This is a genomic window from Nonomuraea glycinis (genome assembly GCF_035920485.1).
GTDB lineage: Bacteria > Actinomycetota > Actinomycetes > Streptosporangiales > Streptosporangiaceae > Nonomuraea > Nonomuraea glycinis.
Genome location: NZ_CP109166.1, coordinates 1,854,040 through 1,876,437 on the forward strand (window position 1 = coordinate 1,854,040; position 22,398 = coordinate 1,876,437).

Here is a 22,398-nt window from a genome sequence, read left to right on the forward strand (position 1 = left end):
TGGAGGGCCTCGGCCGCCTCGACTAGTTGACGTGCACCACGTCGTGCGTCTCGGCGAAGTGGCACGCGCTCTCGTGCGTGGTGCCCGGCCTGATCTGCAGCAACGGCTCCTCCGTCGCGCAGATCTCCTGCGCCTTCCAGCACCGGGTGCGGAAGCGGCAGCCCGACGGCGGGTTGGCCGGCGAGGGCGGGTCACCCTGCAGGATGATCCGCTCGCGCTGCTCCCGGCCCTCGGGGTCCGGGACCGGCACCGCCGACAGCAGGGCCTGGGCGTACGGGTGCGCCGGCTTGTCGTAGATGTCGACATCGTTGCCGATCTCGACGACCTTGCCGAGATACATCACCGCGACCCTGTCGGAGATGTGGCGTACCACCGACAGGTCGTGGGCGATGAAGATGTACGCCAGGTTGAACTCGTTCTGCAGCCGCTCCAGCAGGTTGATGACCTGCGCCTGGATCGACACGTCGAGCGCGGAGACCGGCTCGTCGCAGACGATGACCTCCGGCTGGAGCGCCAGCCCACGGGCGATGCCGATGCGCTGCCGCTGGCCGCCGGAGAACTGGTGCGGGTAGCGGTTGATGTGGTCCGGGTTGAGGCCCACGACCTCCAGCAGCTCCTGCACCTTGCGGGCGCGGTCGCCCTTCGGCGCGACCTCGGTGTGGATGTCGTACGGCTCCCCGATGATGTCGCCGACGGTCATCCGCGGGTTCAGCGAGGTGTACGGATCCTGCATCACCATCTGGATGTTGCGGCGCATCCGCTTGAGCTCGGCGCCCCTGGCCTTGGCGATGTCCCTGCCGTTGATCATCACCGAGCCGGAGGTCGGCCGCTCCAGCGCCATGAGCACCTTGGCCAGCGTGGACTTGCCGCAGCCCGACTCGCCCACGATGCCCAGCGTCTCGCCCCGGTCGAGGTCGAAGGAGACCCCGTCCACGGCCTTGATGGCGCCGATCTGCCTCTTCATCACGATGCCCTGGGTCAGCGGAAAGTGCTTGACCAGATCGCGAACCTCGAGGATGCGCTCACCCTTGGTCGCCATCGAGGACCTCCCTCCAGTAGTGGCAGGCGCTGTTACGGGTGCCGCCGATCTCGTAGAGCGGGGGGGCGTCGGTCACGCAGTCGTCCTGCCGGTAGGGGCACCGGGGATGGAAGGCGCAGCCGGTCGGCATGTCGAGCAGGTTCGGCGGCAGGCCCTTGATGGCGTACAGCTCGTGGCCCTTGAGGTCGACCCTGGGGATCGACTCCAGCAGGCCCTTCGTGTACGGGTGGGCGGGCGCCTTGTAGATGTCGTGCACGGAGGCGTTCTCCACGATGCGCCCGGCGTACATGACCGCGATCTTGTCGGCGACGTCGGCGACGACGCCGAGGTCGTGCGTGATCAGGATCATGCCCATGTTGCTCTCGCGCTGCAGCTCCGCGAGCAGCTCCATGATCTGCGCCTGGACCGTCACGTCGAGCGCGGTGGTCGGCTCGTCCGCGATCAGCACCTCGGGGTCCAGCGCGATCGCCATGGCGATCATGATGCGCTGCCGCATGCCCCCGGAGAACTGGTGCGGATAGTCGTTGACGCGCTGCTTGGCGGCCGGGATGCGCACCTTGTCCATCAGCTCGACGGCCTTCTTCATGCCGTCGCGCTTGGACATGCCGCGGTGCACCCGGAACATCTCGCTGATCTGCCAGCCCACGGTGAAGACCGGGTTGAGCGCGGAGAGCGCGTCCTGGAAGATCATCGCGATGCGCTGGCCACGCACCTGGGTGCGCGCCTCCTCCGACAGCTTGAGCAGGTCGGTGCCGTGGAAGCGGACCTCCCCCTGGGGGATGCGCGCGGGCGGCACGTCGAGGATGCCCATGATGGCCTGGGCCGTCACGGACTTGCCCGAGCCGGACTCGCCGAGCACGGCGACCGTCTCGCCGGGGTTGAGCGAGTAACTCACCCCGTTGACGGCCCGTACGACGCCCGCGCGGGTGGCGAACTCCACGTGCAGGTTGTCGACGTCGAGCAGCGGACCGTTGCCTCGCCCTCCCTCGGCGGGCAACTCGTCCAGCGATGTCTTGCTCACTTGAACCCCCCTCCTACCTGAGCTTCGGATCGAGCGCGTCGCGTACGGCGTCGCCCAGCATGATGAACGCGAGCACGGTGACGCTCAGGAACACCGCGGGGAAGACCAGCGGCAGCGGAGCCTCCAGGAACCGGTTGCGGGCGTCGGCGATCATCAGGCCCCACGAGATGTCGGGCGACTGGACGCCGACCCCCAGGAAGGACAGCGCGGCCTCGGCCGCGATGAACCCGCCCAGGTTGATGGTGGCCACGACGATCACCGGAGCGACCGCGTTCGGCAGCAGGTGCTTGAACATGACCCGGCTCTGGCTCGCGCCGAGCGCCCGTGCGGCCAGCACGAAGTCCTGGCCTCTGGCCGTGAGGACGGCGGCCCGCATGATGCGGAACGTCATCGGCCAGGCCAGGATCGACAGCGCGATCACCACGAGCCAGATGCCCATGCCCTCGCCCCGGAACGTCGCCGTGATGAGCAGCGCGCCCAGGATCGACGGGATGGCGAAGAAGACCTCGGTGACCCGGGAGGTGATCGTGTCGGTGAGGCCGCCCCGGGTGCCGGCGATGAGGCCGAGCAGCCCGCCCACCAGCGCGGTGATGACCGTGGTGGTGACGCCGATGATGATCGAGTTCTTGGCGCCGTAGATGGTCCTGGCGAACACGTCACAGCCGAGGCTGTCGCGGCCGAACAGATGGCCGGGGCTCGGCCCCTGCCGGGCGGTGGACAGCTCGCAGGTGCGCGCGTCGAACGGGTTGATCGAGGTGAACAGCGACGGCCAGAACGACATCACCACCAGAATGGCGATGAGGACCAGCGAGAAGATGAACATCGGCCTGCGGCGCAGGTCGTACCAGGCGTCGCTCCACAGGCTCGCCGAACGGGCCGCCTTCTTGCGGCGCCCGGCCGGCGGCGGACTCGCCGTGACCTTCTCGGCCGTCGTCAGCGTCTGGGTGTCCTGGGGCACAGGTCCGGCCTGTGGCGTGTCACTCATAGCGGATCCTCGGGTCGAGCACTGCGTACAACATGTCGACAACCAGGTTCGCCACGATGTACACCAATACCAGGATGGTCACGATACCGACGACGATCGGTTGCTCGCGCAGGTAAACGCCCTGATAGAGTTGCAGGCCGATGCCCGGCAGGTTGAAGATCGTCTCTGTGATCACCGCGCCGCCCATGAGGGCGCCGAGGTCCGCTCCCAGATAGGTGACCATCGGGATCAGCGCGTTGCGCAACCCGTGCCTGCCGACGACTCTCCGTCTGGACAGGCCCTTGGCCGTGGCGGTGCGAATGTAGTCGGATCTCAGTGTCTCGACCAGGCTCGTTCTGGTGAGCCGGGTGAGATACGCGATCGACGTCCCGGCCAGCACGAATCCTGGCAACAGGTACGATTTCAGCCCTTGCGTGGCCCCCGCGATCGGGAAGACCTCGAAGCCCACGGTCTGCTTGAGCCAGACGCCCAGCCACAACTGCAGGACGAACCCGGTGACCAGCGTCGGGACGGAGATCAGCAGCAGCGTCGAGGCGAGGATCGCGGTGTCGGTGGCCCTGCCGCGACGCAGCGCCGCCCACAGGCCCAGCACGACGCCGATGACGGCCTCGAGGACCAGCGCGACCAGCGCCAGGTTGAGCGTGACCTGAAGTTTGCCCACCATCAGCTGACTGACGGGGACGCCCGCGAAGGTCTGCCCGAAGTCGCCGTGCAGGAAGATGCCGCTGATGTAGTACCAGTACTGCAGCAGCAGCGGGTCGTTGAGATGGTATTGGTCGCGAATGATCGCGACGATGTTCGGGTCCAGCCGCTTTTCGCCGGCCAGCGCCTCTACGGGGTCACCGGGAAGCGCGAAGACGATCGCGAAGATGAACAGGGTGGCGCCCAGCAGGACTGGTATCGCCTGAATGAGGCGCCTGATGATGTATCGGCCCATACAAGTCTCCCGTACATGCCAGAAGGCAGTGCCTGGGATCCAGGGTTAGCACAGGCCCAGACGACTGCCTTCGAAGCGGGCTCTCAGGGGGCGAGCCGCCAGCGCAGCCGCCCCCCGAAAACGAAAGTCAGGCCTTCTCGACCTCGGCCCATTCAACCTGGTTGAGCAGGTTGATCTTGACGTTCTTAACCTTGTTCGAGTAGCCGGAGTTGTTCCGGTAGAAGTACACCGGAACGTACGGGAGGTCCTTGATCAGGACATCGTCGGCCTGCTGGTAGAGCTTCAGGCCCTCTTCGGCGGTCGCGGCCTGGTCACCCTTGGCCACCAGGTCGTCGAACTCCTTGTTGGAGTAACCGGCGTAGTTGGAGCCGGTCTTGATCGCGCCGGTGGAGAAGATCGGCGACAGGTAGTTCTCCGCCGACGGGTAGTCGATCGCCCAGCCCATGCGGAACATGCCCTTGTACTTCTTGGCGTCCAGGTCGTCGAGGATGTTGGCGAACTTCTCGAACGGCTTGACCGTCACGTCCACACCGAGGTTGGCGCGCAGGTTGTTGGCGACGGCCTCGATCCACTCCTTGTGGCCACCGTCGGCGTTGTAGCCGAGCTCCAGCTTCGCCGGGCCCTTGGCCGCGGTGTACTGCTCCTTGGCCTTGCCCGGGTCGTAGGTGCAGGCCGCGCAGGCGCCCTGACGGTAGCCCGCGATGGCCGGGTTGATGAAGTCGTCGGCGGGTGCACGGGTGCCGGAGAAGACCGTCTCGGCGATGGTCTTCCTGTCGATGGCCATCGAGATGGCCTCGCGGACCTTGATGTCCTTGTACTCGTCGTTGTACTGCAGGGGGAAGCCGATGTAGCCGACGCCGGCGTCCGGCTGGTCCTGGTAGCGGTCGCCGAGGGCCGTCTTCGCGCTGGCGATCGCCGAGGCGGGCAGCGCGTCGTGGATGTCCACGTTGTCGGCCTGGAGGTCGTTGTAGGCCGTCTCAGAGCTGTTGTAGAGCTTGAACTGGAGCTTGGTCCAGCCCTTCGGCTTCGTGCCGGGGTACTTGTCGTACACCGTCATGTCGACCGTCTGGTCGGTGCCCTTCTTGTAGGGCTTGTCGAGCTTGAACAGACCCTGGCCGATGGGCTGCTCGCCGAACGCCGCGGTGACCTTGCCGTCGTCGCCGAAGGCGGCCTTGGGCAGCGGGTAGAACGCGGTGTAACCGAGCATCACCTTGAACTGGGAGAACGGGGCCGCCAGCTTGACGGTGAAGGTGGTGTCGTCGACGGCCTTGAGACCCGACATCTCCTTGGTCGTGACTTCCTTGCCCTCACCGGGGTTGAGGTCGGCGTAGCCCTCGACGCGGCCGAAGAAGTAGCCGGCACCCTGGGCGTTGTCCTGGTTGGCGGCGTAGTTCCACGCGTCGACATAGTTCTGCGCGATCAGCGGCTCACCGTTGTGCCAGGTGTAACCCGGCTTGAGCTTGATCGTCCAGGTGACGTTGTCATCACTGGTGATCGACTCGGCGGCGGCCTCGACCGCCTCCTTGTTCTCGTTGTAGTTCACCAGGGGCTCGAAGACCGCGGCGAGCACCTCCGCACCCTCGGACTCGGTGGTGTTGGAGGGGACCAGCAGGTTCTGCGGCTCGCCCAACTCCATGCGGACCGGCGTGTCGCCGCCACCCGCCGCGGAGTCGCCAGACTGGGTGGCACCGCCGCCACACGCGGCGACCGCGAGGGCGAGCAGCGCGGTACCGGCGACAATCCGTGCGCCTCTAGTAACACGCATGGTAAAAAATCCTCCCTCTAACCAAGTGGACGTAAGCCCTGAGCTGCGTTGATCGTGAGCAGCCTGACGGGAGGTTCCTTGTGATCCACCCGGATTTGGCTGACCTGGTCAAACCAGCTGACGCCCTGCCAGTCGATCGCGACTATCCCTTACTACTTGCCACCAGCGAGTCTCTGGCGCGTTGCAGTTCGGTCACACGTGCGCCTTTGCAGCGTCACACCCATACCCGCCAAACGGCCTCAAACCGAATGAATCGGCCAGACGGGCATAGGCCAGGACGTGAACGCACGATGAAAATTACCTCTTACCAGCCGGTGCTCGCGCCGTTGCCGCCGTGGCCAGGCCCGCTGAGCTACGGTTGAGCGAGTCTTGACGGTGCCTTGGAACCGGGCATCGTCAGCGTCCGTCCAACTGTCGCCGCAGTCCCCTGCGGCAGGCACCTCAACCACCCCGATCCAATAGAGTCCTTGCCATGAGCCAGCCGGAATCCGCAGTCGCGGACGCCCAGGCGGGCGGCCGAAGCGCGCAGGAGCCGCTGGCCAAGCTCGCCCAGAGATACGGTCTTCGCCGCGCCATCGCGCGGCCGAGGTTCCATGTCTATCTGCGCCAGCTCGTAGAGCGGCGACACTTCATCCTGACGTACGCCACCTCGCGCAACGTCTCGAAATACTCCAGCTCCGCGCTCGGTCAGCTCTGGCAGGTGCTGACCCCGCTGCTGAACGCCGCCATCTACTACGTGATGTTCGGCATCGTCCTGGGCGGCCGGGACGGCGTCGCGAACTACCCGGCCTTCCTGCTCACCGGCATCTTCGTCTTCACCTACACGCAGCGCAGCTTCACCGCCGGCGCCAAGTCCATCTCCGGCAACCTGTCGCTGATCCGCGCCCTGCACTTCCCACGCGCGGCGCTGCCGCTCGCCTACACCATCCAGGAGCTGCAGCAGCTCGCCATCTCCATGGGCGTGCTGGTGCTGATCGTGCTGATCACCGGCGAGGTGCCGACCTGGTACTGGCTGATGATCCCGGTCGTGCTCGTGCTGCAGACGATGTTCAACATCGGCGCCGGGCTGGTCATGGCCCGCATGGGCGCCTCGATGCGGGACCTCAACCAGTTGCTCCCGTTCATCACCCGCACCTGGCTCTACGCCTCCGGTGTCTTCTTCTCCATCCAGGACAAGGTGGTCGGCAGCGCGGAGCTTCCGCAGTGGGTCGCCACCGCCATGTATCTCAACCCCGCCGCCGCGTACATCGAGTGGATGCGGGATATTCTCATCTACAAGCACATCCCCCCGGCGATGGTGTGGGCGCCTTGCGTATTCTGGGCAGTGTTCGCACTCGGCTTCGGCTTCTGGTACTTCTGGCGGGCCGAGGAGAGGTACGGGCGTGGCTGAACTGACCAAGGAGCTGTCACAGGTGAAGGGTGAGGAGCCCGCCGTCCGCGGCAAGGACGTCAGGGTGCATCCCAACCCGGAGCCTCCGGCGAAGGGCCCCTTGGACGCACCCACCGGTACGCCGACCGTCATCGTCGACGACCTGCACATCGTCTACCGCGTCTACGGCGCGGCGTCGGAGAACGAGAAGGGCAACGCGGTCAACGCCCTCACGCGCATTCTCAAGCGCCAGGGCAGGCCGCAGATGAAAGAGGTACACGCCGTCAAGGGCGTCTCCTTCGTGGCCTATCACGGCGACGCGATCGGCGTCGTGGGGCGCAACGGCTCGGGCAAGTCCACGCTGCTGCGCGCCATCGCCGGCCTGCTGCCGCCGCACGAGGGCGCCGTCTACACCGACGGGCAGCCCTCCCTGCTCGGCGTCAACGCCGCGCTCATGCGCGAGCTCACCGGCGAGCGCAACATCGTCCTCGGCTGTTACGCGATGGGCATGACGCCGGCCGAGGTCCGGGAGAAATACCAGGAGATCGTCGACTTCTCCGGCATCGATGAGTTCGTCCAGCTGCCGATGTCGACCTACTCCTCCGGCATGGGCGCCCGCCTGCGCTTCGCGATCTCCTCGGCCAAGACCCACGACGTGCTCCTCATCGACGAGGCGCTGGCGACGGGCGACCGCGAGTTCCGCAAGAAGAGCGAGCAGCGCATCCGCCAGATCCGCGAGTCCGCCGGCACCGTCTTCCTGGTCGCCCACGACCTGAAGGTGATCGAGCAGACGTGCAACCGGGTGATCTGGCTGCACAAGGGGAAGATCAAGATGGACGGCGACCCCAAAGAGGTCCTCGCCGCCTACACCAAGGGATAGCCCCCGCCGTGGGCAGCCCGCGCCGTGGGCAGCCCGCGCGGTGGGATCGCCACCACGGTGGAATGCCCCCCGCGGTGGGATGCCCCCCGTGGTTCCGGGCGGGGATGCCCCCGCTGTCCCGCGCGCCACTCCGTTGGCTGTTCGCTGCTGTGTGCGAAAACTGAGCCATGCGTGGCGTAAGAGACTGACATCGCCAACCTGTGTCCGATAGGATTCGAACGTCGGTTCGAGCATGGGAACGGCGATGGAGTGGGGGACGCGATGGGCGAGCTTTCGGCCGCGATCGACCACCTGGACACCGAGGACGTGTCCGAGATCCCGCGGACGCAGCTGGCTGAGCAGCTGCTCGATCTGCACTGGCAGATGGCGCGGCTGCAGGCCCAGATCGCTCGCCGCACGGGGGTTCGGCTGCCATGACGGGACAGAGAAGAGCCGCCGGCCCTCTCTGGGCCGGCGGCTGGGGCTCGGCGGTGCCGCTGCCCTGCAAGGAGCGGCACCACACGAGCCCTGCCGGGCTTGGCGGCCCGGCTTGAGGGTGAGCTCGCTCGCTGGCGCGAGGGCTCTTGACCCGTACGCGTCAGGCTTCGACGCCCTGGCATCTCAGGGGGCTTCGAAGGCGGGACGCGTTCGGTGCGACGGTGTTCCCTGGCGCGTGAGACGCGCCGTCGAAGGGCACCCGCCGCGCGTGAACGCCACCTTGCCGCGGCGCGGCGGTCCATGAGACGTCGGCACCTCTGACGCTCACGGACCTCCGCATCGCCGCCGGTCGGCCGGCGTTCAGCACGTTGTGCGACAGGGGGTCAGCGACCCACGTGACTGGTCAGTGCGGCCGTGGTCCAGCCCAGCGAGGTGATCGCGTCGGCGTAGATCCCGGCGGCCTTGGTCCCGTTGGCGGCGACGACCGTGGAGGCGTCGTCGATGAGAGGGGAGATCTCGTCGACGACGGCGAGCTGCGTGGCGCCCGGGAGCGTCTCGACGAGCGGCGTCAGCTCGGCCGGCACCACCCGTCCGATCGCCGGCGCCAGCTCGCCGCTGCGGGTCGAGGGCAGCGCGTTCTTGGCCGCCTCGGCCAGGCCGACCACCGAGCTCTCCATCGACAGGGTGCCGGCGCCCTGGGTGGCGCCGTTCATCGTCCTGGTGGTGGTGTCGGTGGCGTCGGGCAGCAGGTTGGCGCTGGTCAGCTTGGCCATCGCGCCACCCAGCGAGCCCTCCACCAGGTCGGCCACCGAGGCGAAGGCGCCGCGCAGCGTCTGCTCCTCGGCGGCCTTGACCTGGAAGCTCTGGACCTGCCGGACACCGCCGGGCGCCGCCATGCGGGCGGCGCCACCGGGCACGACACCGCCGAGCGCGGGCAGGTTGCCCAGCAGCTCACCGGTCAGCGGCAGGCCGGCGACCTTGGGGCCGAGTTCGGGCCTCGGCCGCGAGTGAGGGGTGATGTCCTCGTAGGAGTTGGGGCTCCCCATGTGCTCGGTCTGGTCCTCCGCGTCCACCTGGCCGCCGAGCGGCAGGGCACCGCCGCCGAGCAGGCCGCCGAGCACCCCCGCACCCGTGAGCTGGCTGAGCAGGTTCCCCGCGCCTCCGGCGGCGTCCCCGCCGAGCAGGCCGCCGAAGGGGTCGTCACTGGGCGCTTGCTTGACGCCGTGGTCGTTGACCTCGGCGTGGACCGGCGCGGCCAGAGCCGCCGCCGCCAGCCCGAATGATGTGACGGCCACCGCCGTCTTGATTGCACGTTTCATGATTGCCTTCCCGGCTCGTGATCGATCGCGCTCGAATGCAGTGGAAATGCGAATCGATAACCCCCGAATGCCGTGGCGTACGCGCTATGGGCACCACACGAAGCGCGCCGTCCCGGCTGAGCTACTGACGCAGTTCTATCACCATCGGAAGACTCGCGTCGGCCGCTAAAAGCCAGCGTGACACGGGCTTTGTGGGCAAGTTACGTAGCGGCGTAAGGGTAATGAGCGGGAGGACAAGTCGGGAAATAGCAGGAGGCTATTTCGGTTATTCAGTGGACGTCTCCCACGACATGGAAGGGCGCCCACACGGCCCGTGAACAAGCGTCGACAAACAAATGTCGCGGGCCGGGGGCGCAGATTTTCCGGTTGCGGTAGACGCGCTTGACCGCTCAGACCGGCAGGAGGGCGTCCTCGGTGGAGACCTCGAACGGGAAACGGTCGGCGAACGCCGGCCGCAGGTCCGTCAGCCAGACCGCCGACGGATCGTAGTGGGCGAAGAACGGCCGCCCCACCAGTGCGGGATCACGCGACTGGATCAGGTGGAGCACGAAATACCGCTGACCGTCGATCTCGGTGACGCCGTCGACGCACACCTTGCCGGGCGTCGACGACATGGACGGCCCCCGCACGGTCCGGCAGAGCCCGGACACACTCGCGTAAGCCTCCCTGAAGATCTCGTACGCTCGGGCGAGCGGCACCGCGAAGTAGTCCTGCGGACCGGTGTCCCGCTCGACGAACATGTAATAAGGGATCATCCCCATCGCGTGCTGCCGGCGCCACATGGACGACCACACGGCGGGATCGTCATTGATGGATCGGATGAGCGGCGCCTGGGTCCTGATCGTCGCCCCGCTGCCGAGAATGCGCCGGACCGCCGACTCCACCAGCGGCGACTCCAGCTCGCGCGGGTGCGAATAGTGGGCCATGAACGCGAGGTTCTTGCCCGCCCGCACGACCTCCTCGAACAGGCCGAGCGTGGCGTCCGCGTCGGGATCGGTGACGAAGCGCTGCGGCCAGTAGGCCAGCGCCTTGGTGCCGATCCTGATGGACTCCAGCTGCTCCAGTTCGAGCAGCGGCCCCAGGTAACGCCTGATCACCGACTCGCCCATGATCATGGCGTCGCCGCCGGTGATCAGGACGCTGGTGACCTCCGGATGCCGGCGGATGTAGTCCACCATCTGGTCGACGTCGTCGGAGGCGAACTTCAGATCGGCGTCGCCGACGAACTGCGCCCAGCGGAAGCAGTAGGTGCAGTAGGCGTGACAGGTCTGCCCCTGCTTGGGGAAGATGAGCACTGTCTCCGGATATTTGTGCTGAAGTCCTGGCACCGGCTCGTCGCCGATGCGTGGGACGTTGAGCTCCTTCTGGCCGGCGGGGTGCGGGTTGAGCTGGGCTCGCACCCGGTTGGCCTCGGCCTGGATCTCGGCGTTGGGCGCCTCGGCCTTCAGAAGGTCGGCCAGCCTGGCGACGTCGGCCGCGGGAAGCATGTCCTCCTGCGGGAAGACCAGGCGGTACATCGGGTCGTCGGGCGCGGCCGACCAATCTATGAGTTCATCGACGACGTAGGCGTTGGTCCGGAAGGGCAGCACCGTCGCGACGGCGCGCACCTTCAGCCGCTGGTCATCGTCGAGTCCAGCTCGCAGCAGGAGGTCATCGAGATGCTTGGACGTGTATGCCCGGAAGCGCCGCGTTCCTGCTTGGTTCAAGATCACTAGGCCGTTCCCATCTTTTTTGTTCGATCTGCTGTAAACCTCATGCCCCTGTCGTGCGTCTAGGGCTCTTATATCGGGACGCGGCCCACCACGGCTACGGTTCCGTGTGGGCTCCAAGTTTCTTGGGAGCTTCGTTACCTAAAAAGTCGCGACATATCGCGATTAGTCTTAGACTGGCCGTCGTGACCGACGATCCCGTACTGCGAGCCTCCGACGCCGACCGCGACCACGCGGCCACCCTGCTCGGCGAGGCCTACGCCACCGGCCGACTCACCACCGTCGAGCACGCCGATCGGCTCGAAGCCGTCTACACGGCCAAGACCATGGGCGACCTCGTCCCCCTGACCCACGACCTGCCCCAGGTCCCCGGCGGCACGAGCACCCCGGCCGCCCTGCAGAAGCAGACCGTCAACACCGTCTTCAGCAAGGTCATCAAGCGCGGGCGCTGGATCGCCTCCCGGCACACCCATCTGGCGGCCACCTTCGGCGCCCTCGTCGTGGACCTGTCCCAGGCCGTCCTGCCGGGGCGCGAGATCACGGTGTCCGTCAGCGCGTTCTGCGCCAAAATGATCATCCGGGTGCCGCCGGACGCCCAAGTGATCGACGAGGTGGGCGCGCTGTTCGCCAAGCGCCAGGTCTCCGGCGACTCGGGCGGCGACGGGCCGGTGATCAGGGTCGTCGGCCAGGCCACGTTCAGCAAGGTCATCGTGGCCCGCACCGTCTCGGACTGGAACCTGAGCGGCGACGCCTGACGGTCCGCCCACCGGTTAACCTGGGATCGGCCGTGCCTACGATGCGGACATCAGGCACAACCGCGCTCCGGCCACGCGACACGAACCGGATCGCTGGCCGTACGAGGTGACCATTTGTCCGACAGCAGGCCGATCGCGCTCGACGCCATGGGCGGCGACCACGCGCCCCACGAGATCGTGGCGGGAGCCGTGCACGCCGTGCGGGAGCGTGGACTGCGGGTGGTGCTCGTCGGCTCGCCCCGGGTGCTCTACGAGTCGCTCGCCGAGCTCGACGCCACCCACGAGATTCCCATCGTGCGCGCCGAGGAGGCGCTGGCCATGGACGAGGGCGCGCTGGCCAGCCTGCGCCGGCCCCGCTCCAGCATCGCGATCGCCTGCCACCTGCTGCGCCGCGGCGACGTGTCGGCGGTGGTGTCGGCCGGCTCCACCGCGGGCATCGTGGCCACCGGCAAACTACGGCTCAAGACCCAGCAGGGCGTGCTCCGACCGGCCATCGCCGTCGCCCTGCCCACCCTGCCGCACCCCACCCTGCTCCTGGACGCGGGCGCGAACGCCGAGGTCAAGCCCGAGGTGCTGGTGCAGTTCGGGCACCTGGGCGCCGCCTACGCCGAGCTGGCCTACGGCATCGACGCGCCCAGGGTCGGCCTGCTCACCATCGGCAGCGAGGCGGAGAAGGGCAGCAAGGTCGTCAGGCGGGCGCACGAACTGCTCGAGGCCGCGCCCGGCCTGCACTTCGTCGGCAACGTCGAGGGCTACGACCTGCTGACCGGCAAAGCGGATGTGATCACGACCGACGGCTTCACCGGCAACGTGGCGCTCAAGACCATGGAAGGCGCGGTCCGCTACGCCTTCGACGAGCTCAGGCAGACCATCGGCGGCAGCCCGCTGGCCCGGCTGGGCGCGTTCATGCAGCGCACCCGCCTGCGCGAGCTCAGCCGCCGCCTCGACGCCGAGGCCCATGGCGGCGCGGTGCTGCTCGGCCTGAACGGCACCGTGGTCATCGCGCACGGCTCGTCCAAGGCCAAGGGCATCAGCGCCGCCTGCCGACTCGCGGCCGACCTGGCGACGGCCGGCCTCGTGGCCGGCATCGGCGAGCGGGTCCAACGTCCCCACAGGTCGCGCTGACCCCCGGTAGGGTGAGTCCCCGTTCGCACATCGGGGGGTATGCGTGCATGGGCTGACGTCCGCGCAGGTCGCGGAGGCGAAGACCAACGACGTGCCGCGCCGGTCCAGCAGGTCGCTGAGCGCGATCATCCGGGCGAACGTCTTCACCCTCTTCAACCTGGTCATCGGCCTGTTATGGGCGCTCATCCTGATCTTCGGCGCATGGCAGGACGGCATGTTCGGCCTCATCATGGTCGCCAACGTGCTGATCGGCGTCGTCCAGGAGCTGCGCGCCAAGCGCACCCTCGACCGGCTGGCCGTCGTCGGCCAGAGCCCCGTCACCGTCCGCCGCGACGGCCAGGACCGGGAGATCCCGCCGCACCAGGTGGTGCTCGGCGACCTCATCCTGCTCGGCCCCGGAGACCACCTGCTGGTCGACGGCGAGGTCGTCGCGTCCGACGGGCTGGAGATCGACGAGTCGCTGCTGACCGGCGAGGCCGACCCGGTGCACAAGCGGCCCGGCGACCGCGCCCTGTCGGGCAGCTTCGCCGTCGCCGGGACCGGCGCGTTCAGGGCCACCGCCGTCGGCGCCGACGCCTACGCCGTACGGCTGGCCGAGGAGGCGAGCCGGTTCCACCTGGCGCATTCGGAGTTACGCGACGGCGTGGCCAGGTTCATCAAATACATCACCTGGCTGGTCATCCCGATCGGCGCCCTGCTCATCTACAGCCAGCTGCGCAACGCGGCCGACTTCGGCGCCGCCATCACCGGCGCGGTCGCCGGCATCGTCACCATGATCCCCGAAGGGCTGGTGCTGATGACCTCGATCGCCTTCGCCGTCGGCGTCGTACGACTCGGCCGGCGCGGCTGCCTGGTCCAGGAGCTCCCCGCGATCGAGGGCCTGGCCAGGGTGAACGTCCTCTGCCTGGACAAGACCGGCACGCTCACCGCCGGCGGCATGAAGCTGGACCGGGTGCTGCACCTGCGCGACGGGCTGCCCGTCGAGGACGCGCTCGCCTCCCTGGCCGCCGCGGACTCCCGGCCCAACGGCACCGCCAAGGCCATCCGGGCGAGCCACCCCACCGCGCCCTGGCAGCCGCTCGACACCGTGCCCTTCTCTTCCGCCCGCAAATGGAGCGGCGCGGACTTCGGGCCGCACGGGACCTGGCTGCTGGGCGCGCCCGACATCCTGCTGGCCCCCGGCGCCGACGGCTACGACCAGGCCGCCGAGCTGTCCGCCACCGGTGCCCGGGTGCTGGCGCTGTGCCGTACGAGCGACCTGTCGGCACCCGAGCACTGCGCGCCCGCCGCGCTGATCACTCTCGAACAGCGGGTCAGACCCGACGCCGAGGAGACGCTGCGCTACTTCGCCGCGCAGGGCGTCACCGTCAAGGTCATCTCCGGCGACAGCACCGCCGCCGTGTCGGCCATCGCCACCGGCCTGAAGATCCCCGGCGCAGACCGCGCCCTCGACGCCCGCACGCTGCCCGACGACGACCCGGACCGGCTCGCCGAGCTGCTCGACTCGCACACCGTCTTCGGCCGCGTCACCCCGCAGCAGAAACGCCGCTTCGTCGGCGCGCTCCAGGCGCGCGGCCACACCGTGGCGATGACCGGCGACGGGGTCAACGACGTCCTCGCGCTGAAGGACGCCGACCTGGGCATCGCGATGGGCGCGGGCAGTCCGGCGACCAAGGCCGTCGCGCAGGTGGTGCTGCTCGACGACCGGTTCGCCACACTGCCGCACCTGGTCGGCGAGGGCCGCAGGGTGCTGACCAACATCGAACGGGTCTCCGGCCTGTTCCTCACCAAGACCTTCTACGCCATCGTGCTGTCGCTGGCGACCGGCGTGCTGGGCATGATGTTCCCGTTCACGCCACGGCACTCGACCCTGGTGAACGCGGTGACCATCGGCCTGCCCGCCCTGTTCCTGGCGCTGGCGCCGGCGATGGACCGGGCACGCGCCGGGTTCGTGCCCCGGGTGCTCCGGCTGGCGGTACCGGCCGGGGTGATCTGCGCCGTCGCCGTGCTGCTGGCGTACGGGGCGGCCCGCAGCGGCAGCCTGGAGCAGGACCGCACCTCAGCGGTGCTCGCGCTCTTCCTCACCACTTGGTGGGTGCTCGTGCTGATCGCCAGGCCGCTCAACCGGTGGCGGATCGCCCTGGTCGGCGCCATGGCCGCGCTGTTCGCGGCAGCTCTGGCGCTGCCGTTCGTCCGGGATCTGTTCGCACTGCGTACCGGCGATCCGGCCGACGGTCTGACCGCCGTCGGCATCTCCGTGGTGGCGGCCGCGGCGATCAGCATCGCGGTCAGGCTCGCCGGTACCCTTAGACCATGACCGACCCGCAGATAGTGCTCACCGAGCGCGTCCAGCAGGCGCTGGCGTCCGCGTTCGGCTCCGAGCACGCCGACGCAGACCCGCTGATCCGGCCCTCCCAGTTCGCCGACTTCCAGGCGAACGTCGCGATGAGCCTGGCCAAGCGCCTGCGACGGTCCCCGCGGGAGGTCGCCGAGTCGATCCGGGTCGCGCTGACCGACTTCCCCGGCACGGTGGAGGTCAGCGGCCCCGGCTTCCTCAACATCACGCTCGACGACTCGTGGATCGCCGGCGAGGCCACGGGCATGCGCGAGGACGCCCGCCTCGGCGTGCCCGCCGTCACCCCGCCGCAGACCGTGGTGATCGACTACTCCGCGCCCAACGCGGCCAAGGAGATGCACGTCGGCCACCTGCGCACGACGATCGTCGGCGACGCGCTGGCGCGGGTGCACGAGCGCCTCGGCAACCACGTCGTCAGGCAGAACCACCTGGGCGACTGGGGCACCCCGTTCGGCATGCTCATCGAGCATCTGCTCGACATCGGCGAGCAGGCCGCCGTCGCGCAGCTCGAAGCCGGCATGGGGACTGAGTACTACCAGGCGGCCAGGGCCAAGTTCGAGGCCGACGAGACGTTCAAGACCCGCGCCCGGGTGCGGGTGACCACGCTGCAGTCGGGCGACCCCGAGACCATCCGGCTCTGGCACGTCTTCATGGACGCCACCGTCCGCTACTTCAACAAGATCTACGCCATGCTCGGCGTGACGCTCACCGACGCCGACATCGCCGGCGAGAGCATGTACAACCCGATGCTGGAGAAGACCTGCCAGGACCTGGAGGCCGCCGGGGTGGCCGCCATCAGCGACGGCGCGCTCTGCGTCTTCCCGCCCGGCTTCACCGGCTCCGACGACAAGCCGCTCCCCATGATCATCAGGAAGAGCGACGGCGGCTACGGCTACGCCTCCACCGACATGGCGGCCATCCGCTACCGGGTGCACGACCTCAAGGCCGACCGCATCCTCTACGTCGTGGGCGCGGACCAGGCGCTGCACTTCCGCATGGTGTTCGCCGCGGGCCGGCTGGCCGGCTGGCTCCCCGACACCGTCGACGCCCAGCATGTGCAGATCGGCATGATGCTCGGCAAGGACGGCCGCAGGTTCAAGACCCGCTCCGGCGAGTCGGTCAAGCTGAGCGACCTGCTGCAGGAGGCTGTCGACCGCGCCTCGGCGCGCCTGGCCGACCGCGGCTACGACGAGGCCACCCGCGAGGAGATCGCGCACGCGGTGGGCATGGGCGCGGTGAAGTACGCCGACCTGTCGGTCAGCCACGACACCGAGTACGTCTTCGACTTCGACCGCATGCTGGAGTTCCACGGCAACACCGGCCCCTACATGCAGTACGCCACCGCCCGGATCCGCTCGATCTTCCGCAAGGCCGGGATGGAGCCGGCGCAGGCCACCGCGTCCATCGTGCCCGCCGAGCCCGCCGAGCGCGCCCTGGCGCTGCACCTGCTGGGCTTCGGCGAGATCGTCGGCCAGGTCGCGGCCCACTCCGAGCCGCACCGGCTGTCGGCGTTCCTGTTCGAGACGGCCAGCCTGTTCAGCACCTTCTACGAGCAGTGCCCGGTGGTCAAGGAGGGCGTCGACGCCGAGACCAGCGCGCACCGGCTGGCGCTGTGCGCGCTGACGCTGCGGGTGCTGGAGTCGGGGCTCGACCTTCTGGGCGTCCCTGTCCCCGCCCGCATGTAAACAGGGCGGTTAGCGCGAAGTCCCCCGTTCCGTCGTGGGCGCGCCTCCGCCTCGAAGGCGCGCTCACCGGGTTAGGCTTTACGCGGTCATGAACTGAGGCCGACATGGGGGAGTTCTCTGCCTTGAGCACGGATCTGACTGCTGGCCCCCAAGCAGCGGCGGAGCTTCGCCGCTACGCGGAGGCACTGCTGTCGCACCTGGCGGCCAACGGCACCGCGCCTCCCTCAGCGCCTGGCTTCGCCGACATTCCCGGTCACTGGCTGCCGCCCGCCGTGGAGGCGCTGGTGGCGATCCTCGGCGGTGACGACCCACTGGAGCCGCTGAGCAAGGCGGCCGGCCGTGACCAGCAGCACACGGCACTCTTCCTCTGCCTGGCGCTGGCCGTGGCGGGGCACGGCAGCCGCGTCCACGCCTCCTGGCTCGGCACCGCCTTCGGCGACCTCTCCCTCGACCACCCGGTCACGCACGGCCAGCGCTCCCTGTGGCTCGCCGCGGCCAGGGGCGCCTACGGCCCGGCCGGCAAGATCTTCGTGCTGCGCAAGCTGGACGCGCTGGCGGTGCAGGAGCACACCGACCCGCAGCAGTGGGTGCAGGCTCTGGTGCCCGACGAGCCGTCGGTCGTGGTGCCCGCCTCCCTCACCGACTTCCCCGAGATGGCGGAGATCCCCGAGCTGGGCCGGCCCGCCCAGGCGGCCGCCCGGCTGGCCAGGCTGCGCTCCCGCTGCGAGGAGATCACCTCGACGCGACAGGCCGAGCACAACTCCGCCACCACCCTGACCAACGACGCCGCCAGCCCGGCCACGGCATGGGCCGAGGACGAGCCGCTGGCGGTGCTGCGCTCACTGATCGGGCTGGGCACCCCGCCGGGGCCGCTGGCCTCGCTCAGCTCGCATCTCCTCGACGACCTGCGCCCCGGCGCCGACCTGCACCTGACGGCCATCGCCCTGCACGTGGCCGGGCCGATACTGCGCGGCTTCGCGGAGGAGCTGGAGGCCGACTGCCGGCTGGAGCCACCCGCCACAGTGACCGTGACGTTGCTCGGCCACCCCATCGAGCTGCATCCGGAAGGCCCCGACCCCACCACGCTGGCCGCCGCGGAGGCCTCGATCGTCCTGGCCGGCACCACGCCACGCCGCCCCCCTTGGGACGTGGCGCTGCTGGCTGTCGCAGGTGTGGCGTGTCTGGCAGGGGCGGTGCTCGGCCCCGCGCTGCTCGCGGCGGCGGGAGTGGCCCTGCTGGGCCTGGCCGGCTGGCGGCTCTGGCGGCGGCGTAAGGCCGCCGAATCCGACGCTCGCTATGTGGCCGCCCAGATCAGCGAGCTGAAGGAGCTGGCCGACGGCGCGGTGTGGGCGCTGCACGCCTACGCCCGCGAAGCCGAAGGCCGCGCCAAGCAGGCCGCCGACGACTCCGCCGAACTCTCCCGGCTGATCCGTCGCGGCCCGCGCGCGGCCTAGCTCGTCTCGATCTCCACGTGCGCCGGGGCGAGCAGGAACACCCGGTCGGCGATCCGCTCGATCCGTCCCTCGCACCCATAGGCCAGCCCCGCGGCGAAGTCGACCATCCTGGTCGCCTCCGGCATCGCCATCCCCGTCACATCCATGATCACGGTCTGACCCTCGCGGAAGTACTGGCCGATCAACGGTGCGTCGTTGTACTTCAGCGGCTGGACCATCACGATCCGTGACGATTCGCTGCTGGAGCGCCACCTGCGAGCCGCCCTCTCGGTCGCAGGCATGTACTCCTCTTCGTACTGCCCGTCGTCGTCGTAGCCCTCGTCGTAGTGGTCAATCCCGCTCAGGCCAAGGTAGCCCGCTACCTTACGCACTGCCCCCATCGGCTTGTCCTTTCCTCAGGAACTCACCGCAATCGGCACGTCCCGACACATTGGACGGTAACCGACGATTCCGTGTTCGCCTTGCGACACGCCCAGCGCTAATTGTATTTTGTACGGCTTGCGTCCTGGTTTCATCTCAATATCCGGGCCCGTATAGCAGCGGTTCATGCGCCCGTTGATCGCGGACGCCTTCACCGGGCCGGCATTCAAGGGTAATCCCGCAGCGGTCCTGCCTGCTGGAAGATCCCATTGCCGACGCGTGGGCGCGGTCCGTGGCCCCGGAACCAGGCCTGTCCGAGACGCCTTCCTGACTCAGCGGCGACCGCTCACATCCTGTATTCGATGCACGGCGACAGAGCCCGTCGAATTCCGCACCATGGCGGAGCCCGAACCGTGAATCGCGACCTCGACAGCATGATCACAATAGATTTCCCGGCTGCGAAAGTGACTCTTGCCACAGGTGCCGAAGCCTCGCACAAAAGTCTCGCCCCCACTTCTGCGCGGCCGGGAAGAACCTCTGCGCGGTCGGGAAGAAGCGACTTCGACCTGTTGTCGGCGCTGGGGGACGTGGCGTGGGTGACACTCGACGGCGACCGCGTCCAGCTCGCGGGACGCGCCGTCACCGTCCTCTCTGACCCCTCGCACATCTCGCCTCCCAACAGCCACTAACTCCGGGGGCTGCCCGTATTCAGATCGCAAATCACCTCCGCGCATGTCACGATTGCGCATCGCTTGTCGATCCGGCGTGAAAGTGCAGGCTCCGGGCCCTGTCCCGAAACCCGAGCCCGCGATAGAACCGCCCCGGCCTAGACAGTAGGCCGCGACGCTCCCGTCCGGTGCCACCACGCAGCAGTCCAGGTCCCCCGGGTACGGCCAGGCGTCCCGTACGGCGCTGTAGCTCTCCACACTGACCCGCGACGGGTGGAAGGCAGCCCGATGTGCCATCACCCGGCCCGGCGCGTCCTCGTCGCCCACAGGTCGCGCGACGTACCCGGCCGGCAGGCGGATCTCCGGCAGCGCCTCCAGGCCGCGACTCAGCTGCACGAAGAACGGCCCGTCGTCGGCCTTCAGGTAACCGCGCCGCTCGATCGCCTCGATCAGGTGCGTCTCGGCGCTGGAGACGACGACACTGCGATCAGGATCCCGTACGGTCTCCTCGAACCACCCCAGCACCTCATCCACCAGCTCCGGGCGGGCCTGATCGGCGACCAGCTCCAGATGCCCCGGCAGCTCGATCCACCCCCAGGCCGGCGTCCGCCCGCCGGTGTGCCACAGCATGGTCGGCCATTCAGGCTCGCGCCCCACATGCTGGAACCGCCCCCAAGCCAGATCCCCGACATGCCAGCGGGACTCCGGGGACCAGATCCGGCTGGTGAGCTCCTGCATCGCCCGAAGGCCGCGAGGGCCGGCGTAGCGCCGCGTGTTGACCATGAACGGCAGTCTCGCGGACCGGGCCGACAGTTCCGGGCGAAGACGAACGATCCATCATCGGACAGACCCCAAAGGGCGCACCCCGGTGCACACTGCCAACCGGCTCGATCTCCACCGCCTTGGCCGCGCCCCGGGCGGACCGGCCCCACTCGGGACGGGCCGCGTCACCGCCCTCGGGACGGGTCATGTAATCGTTTTCGGGATGGGCCGCACCACCGCCGCCGCTTTGGCGAGGCGGGGTGCGGCATCCCAGTCCTGCTGTACTCAGGTCAGTCCTGTACTCAGGTCAGTCCTGTACTCAGGTCAGTCCTGTACTCGGGTCAGTCGCAGTGCTCGGGTCAGTCGCAGTGCTCGAACAGGCTGTCGTACTTGGTCGAGCCGATGGCGCCGCCCCACTTGACGCAGGTACGCAGGGCCTTGGCCTTGACCGGGCCGGCGTAGTACTGGAAGGAGCCGGCGTCGGTGGCGCGCTTCTGGCCCTTGACCTCAAGATAGGCGTTGGCGCTGACCTTGCCGCTGCCACTCTTGCGCACGGTGGTGACGCAGTTCTGTCCGGTTGCCGCGGAGTAGAGCAGGTAGACGCTGCCCTGCGAGCCCAGGGCGGCGGAGTCCACTCGCTTGAAGCCCGAACCGCAGATCTGCTCGGGGGTGTACGGGTTGGATCCCGTTGGCTTGGACCCTGTCGAGGTGCTCTTGGGCGGGGTCGCGCCGCTTCCGCAGTTGTTGGACTTGATCTTCTGGCCCGGGTACCCGAAGGTGGCGCCGTTGAATGAGGCCCGAACGATCTTCCCGCTGGAAGTGCGCTGCTCGTAGTGCAGGTGAGCGGCCATCTTGTACTTGGCCGAGGTCTTGCCGACCTCGCCGATCTTCTGGCCCTGGCTGACGTTGGCGCCGTTGGAGACATGGCGCTTCTTGAGATGGGCGTAGAGGGTGACACTGCCGTCGGAATGACGGATCTTGACGACGTTGCCGAAACCGTCGGCGGTGCGGTATTCGGACATCACGACCTTGCCGGCCGCAGCGGCCACCACGGTCCTGCCTTCATCGGCGTTTCCGTCGGTCGCTGACCCGTTGAAGTCGATTTCAGAGCCGGTGTGGGCCGAACTGCCCGTGCTGCCCACCCAGGTTTCGTTACATGGGAAGGGCAGCTGGAACGTGGGGGCGGCAGCGCGCACGCCTTCCGTCTCCGCCGCACTGGCGGTGCCGACCGCACTCATGCCGACCAAGGGAAGAGCGACGCCACAGAGGCCCGCGATCAGGATCTTGCGCATGCGGAAAGGCTGCCATCCCGATGATTAGGACGTCTAGGGTAGTAGCTGATACTTCACCCAGACAGTTGATATTTGTCTGCATCGTAGCCAGACAGGGACGTACCGTGATCAATAGCCCGGTCTCCCCGAACAACAAAAAAGGGGGTTCTCACACCGTCCTAGGCGTGAAAACCCCCTCCACAAGCAGCTCCACACCCTGAAACGTGGAACCCATTTGGAACTCTCCAGAAATGCAGATAAGGCCCCGACACATGTCGGGGCCCTACCTGAAAGATTGTCCGGCGGTGACCTACTCTCCCACACCCTCCCGAGTGCAGTACCATCGGCGCAGAGAAGCTTAACTTCCGGGTTCGGAATGTAACCGGGTGTTTCCTTCCCGCCATAACCGCCGTAACCCTGCGAAACACACAAACAACACCAGCCAGCCTTCCAGCCGGCTGAGACAGCTGCTTGTTGTCTCAGAATTGCGTAGTGGACGCGAGCAAGATGCCTTCTCACAG

18 protein-coding genes and 1 rRNA gene are annotated in these 22,398 nt (G+C 68.2%); 8 read left to right on the plus strand and 11 right to left on the minus strand.

The window, feature by feature from the left end:
* Positions 1-22: 22 nt before the first annotated feature.
* From OHA68_RS08575 to OHA68_RS08595, 5 genes are all read right to left on the minus strand, one after another.
* A complete protein-coding gene (locus OHA68_RS08575) occupies positions 23-1,039 on the minus strand; it encodes an ABC transporter ATP-binding protein (RefSeq protein ID WP_327107133.1) in 1,017 nt (338 codons plus the stop codon).
* On the minus strand, positions 1,023-2,060 hold the full coding sequence (locus OHA68_RS08580; RefSeq protein WP_189144143.1) for an ABC transporter ATP-binding protein: 1,038 nt from the start codon (positions 2,058-2,060) through the stop codon (positions 1,023-1,025). The genes OHA68_RS08575 and OHA68_RS08580 overlap by 17 nt, the downstream gene beginning before the upstream one ends.
* Positions 2,061-2,073: 13 nt before the next feature.
* The gene (locus OHA68_RS08585) at positions 2,074-3,045 is read right to left on the minus strand and encodes an ABC transporter permease (protein ID WP_327107134.1); all 972 of its coding nucleotides are present in this window, start codon (positions 3,043-3,045) and stop codon (positions 2,074-2,076) included.
* Positions 3,038-3,982: an ABC transporter permease gene (locus OHA68_RS08590; protein ID WP_327107135.1), complete on the minus strand. Its 945-nt coding sequence runs from the start codon at positions 3,980-3,982 to the stop codon at positions 3,038-3,040. Before OHA68_RS08590 ends, OHA68_RS08585 begins: the two co-directional genes overlap by 8 nt.
* A gap of 127 nt (positions 3,983-4,109) precedes the next feature.
* On the minus strand, positions 4,110-5,747 hold the full coding sequence (locus OHA68_RS08595) for a peptide ABC transporter substrate-binding protein (protein ID WP_327107136.1): 1,638 nt from the start codon (positions 5,745-5,747) through the stop codon (positions 4,110-4,112).
* Between the two features lie 472 nt (positions 5,748-6,219).
* Between OHA68_RS08595 and OHA68_RS08600 the strand changes: the two genes are divergently transcribed.
* The 3 genes from OHA68_RS08600 (at position 6,220) to OHA68_RS08610 (ending at position 8,413) form a co-directional block, all read left to right on the plus strand.
* The gene (locus OHA68_RS08600) at positions 6,220-7,137 is read left to right on the plus strand and encodes an ABC transporter permease (RefSeq protein WP_327107137.1); all 918 of its coding nucleotides are present in this window, start codon (positions 6,220-6,222) and stop codon (positions 7,135-7,137) included.
* Positions 7,130-7,996 carry an ABC transporter ATP-binding protein gene (locus OHA68_RS08605; RefSeq protein ID WP_189144138.1) on the plus strand — a complete coding sequence of 289 codons (867 nt, stop codon included), beginning with the start codon at positions 7,130-7,132 and terminating at the stop codon, positions 7,994-7,996. The genes OHA68_RS08600 and OHA68_RS08605 overlap by 8 nt, the downstream gene beginning before the upstream one ends.
* A 261-nt stretch (positions 7,997-8,257) precedes the next feature.
* A complete protein-coding gene (locus OHA68_RS08610; protein ID WP_189144137.1) occupies positions 8,258-8,413 on the plus strand; it encodes a hypothetical protein in 156 nt (51 codons plus the stop codon).
* Positions 8,414-8,796: 383 nt separating this feature from the next.
* Here OHA68_RS08610 and OHA68_RS08615 read toward each other — a convergent pair whose 3' ends face one another.
* Together OHA68_RS08615 and OHA68_RS08620 are read right to left on the minus strand one after the other, a co-directional pair.
* The gene (locus OHA68_RS08615; RefSeq protein WP_327107138.1) at positions 8,797-9,732 is read right to left on the minus strand and encodes a hypothetical protein; all 936 of its coding nucleotides are present in this window, start codon (positions 9,730-9,732) and stop codon (positions 8,797-8,799) included.
* A 389-nt stretch (positions 9,733-10,121) separates the two neighbouring features.
* Entirely contained in the window at positions 10,122-11,444 is a 1,323-nt protein-coding gene (locus tag OHA68_RS08620) for a KamA family radical SAM protein (RefSeq protein WP_327107139.1), read from the minus strand.
* Positions 11,445-11,626: 182 nt separating this feature from the next.
* On the opposite strand from OHA68_RS08620, the gene OHA68_RS08625 reads away from it, so the two are divergent.
* From OHA68_RS08625 to OHA68_RS08645, 5 genes are all read left to right on the plus strand, one after another.
* Positions 11,627-12,196 (plus strand): DUF1707 SHOCT-like domain-containing protein, encoded by a 570-nt coding sequence (locus OHA68_RS08625; RefSeq protein WP_327107140.1) that lies wholly within the window; start codon positions 11,627-11,629, stop codon positions 12,194-12,196.
* Positions 12,197-12,310: 114 nt separating this feature from the next.
* Positions 12,311-13,321 (plus strand): phosphate acyltransferase PlsX, encoded by a 1,011-nt coding sequence (plsX, locus tag OHA68_RS08630; RefSeq protein WP_263653229.1) that lies wholly within the window; start codon positions 12,311-12,313, stop codon positions 13,319-13,321.
* A 43-nt stretch (positions 13,322-13,364) separates the two neighbouring features.
* Positions 13,365-15,638 (plus strand): HAD-IC family P-type ATPase, encoded by a 2,274-nt coding sequence (locus OHA68_RS08635; RefSeq protein ID WP_327107141.1) that lies wholly within the window; start codon positions 13,365-13,367, stop codon positions 15,636-15,638.
* Complete coding sequence (gene argS / locus OHA68_RS08640; RefSeq protein WP_327107142.1) at positions 15,635-17,362, plus strand: arginine--tRNA ligase; 1,728 nt, start codon at positions 15,635-15,637, stop codon at positions 17,360-17,362. Before OHA68_RS08635 ends, argS begins: the two co-directional genes overlap by 4 nt.
* 122 nt (positions 17,363-17,484) lie before the next feature.
* Complete coding sequence (locus OHA68_RS08645; protein ID WP_327107143.1) at positions 17,485-18,816, plus strand: hypothetical protein; 1,332 nt, start codon at positions 17,485-17,487, stop codon at positions 18,814-18,816.
* Here OHA68_RS08645 and OHA68_RS08650 read toward each other — a convergent pair.
* From OHA68_RS08650 to rrf, 4 genes are all read right to left on the minus strand, one after another.
* Positions 18,813-19,196, minus strand: a complete 384-nt coding sequence (locus OHA68_RS08650) for a cell division protein SepF (protein WP_189144130.1) — start codon at positions 19,194-19,196, stop codon at positions 18,813-18,815. The genes OHA68_RS08645 and OHA68_RS08650 overlap by 4 nt on opposite strands.
* Positions 19,197-19,508: 312 nt before the next feature.
* Complete coding sequence (locus tag OHA68_RS08655; protein WP_327107144.1) at positions 19,509-20,627, minus strand: hypothetical protein; 1,119 nt, start codon at positions 20,625-20,627, stop codon at positions 19,509-19,511.
* A gap of 338 nt (positions 20,628-20,965) precedes the next feature.
* Complete coding sequence (locus tag OHA68_RS08660) at positions 20,966-21,898, minus strand: M23 family metallopeptidase (RefSeq protein WP_189144128.1); 933 nt, start codon at positions 21,896-21,898, stop codon at positions 20,966-20,968.
* A gap of 276 nt (positions 21,899-22,174) precedes the next feature.
* Positions 22,175-22,291: ribosomal RNA gene (gene rrf / locus OHA68_RS08665) — 5S ribosomal RNA — on the minus strand.
* Between the last annotated feature and the right edge of the window lie 107 nt (positions 22,292-22,398).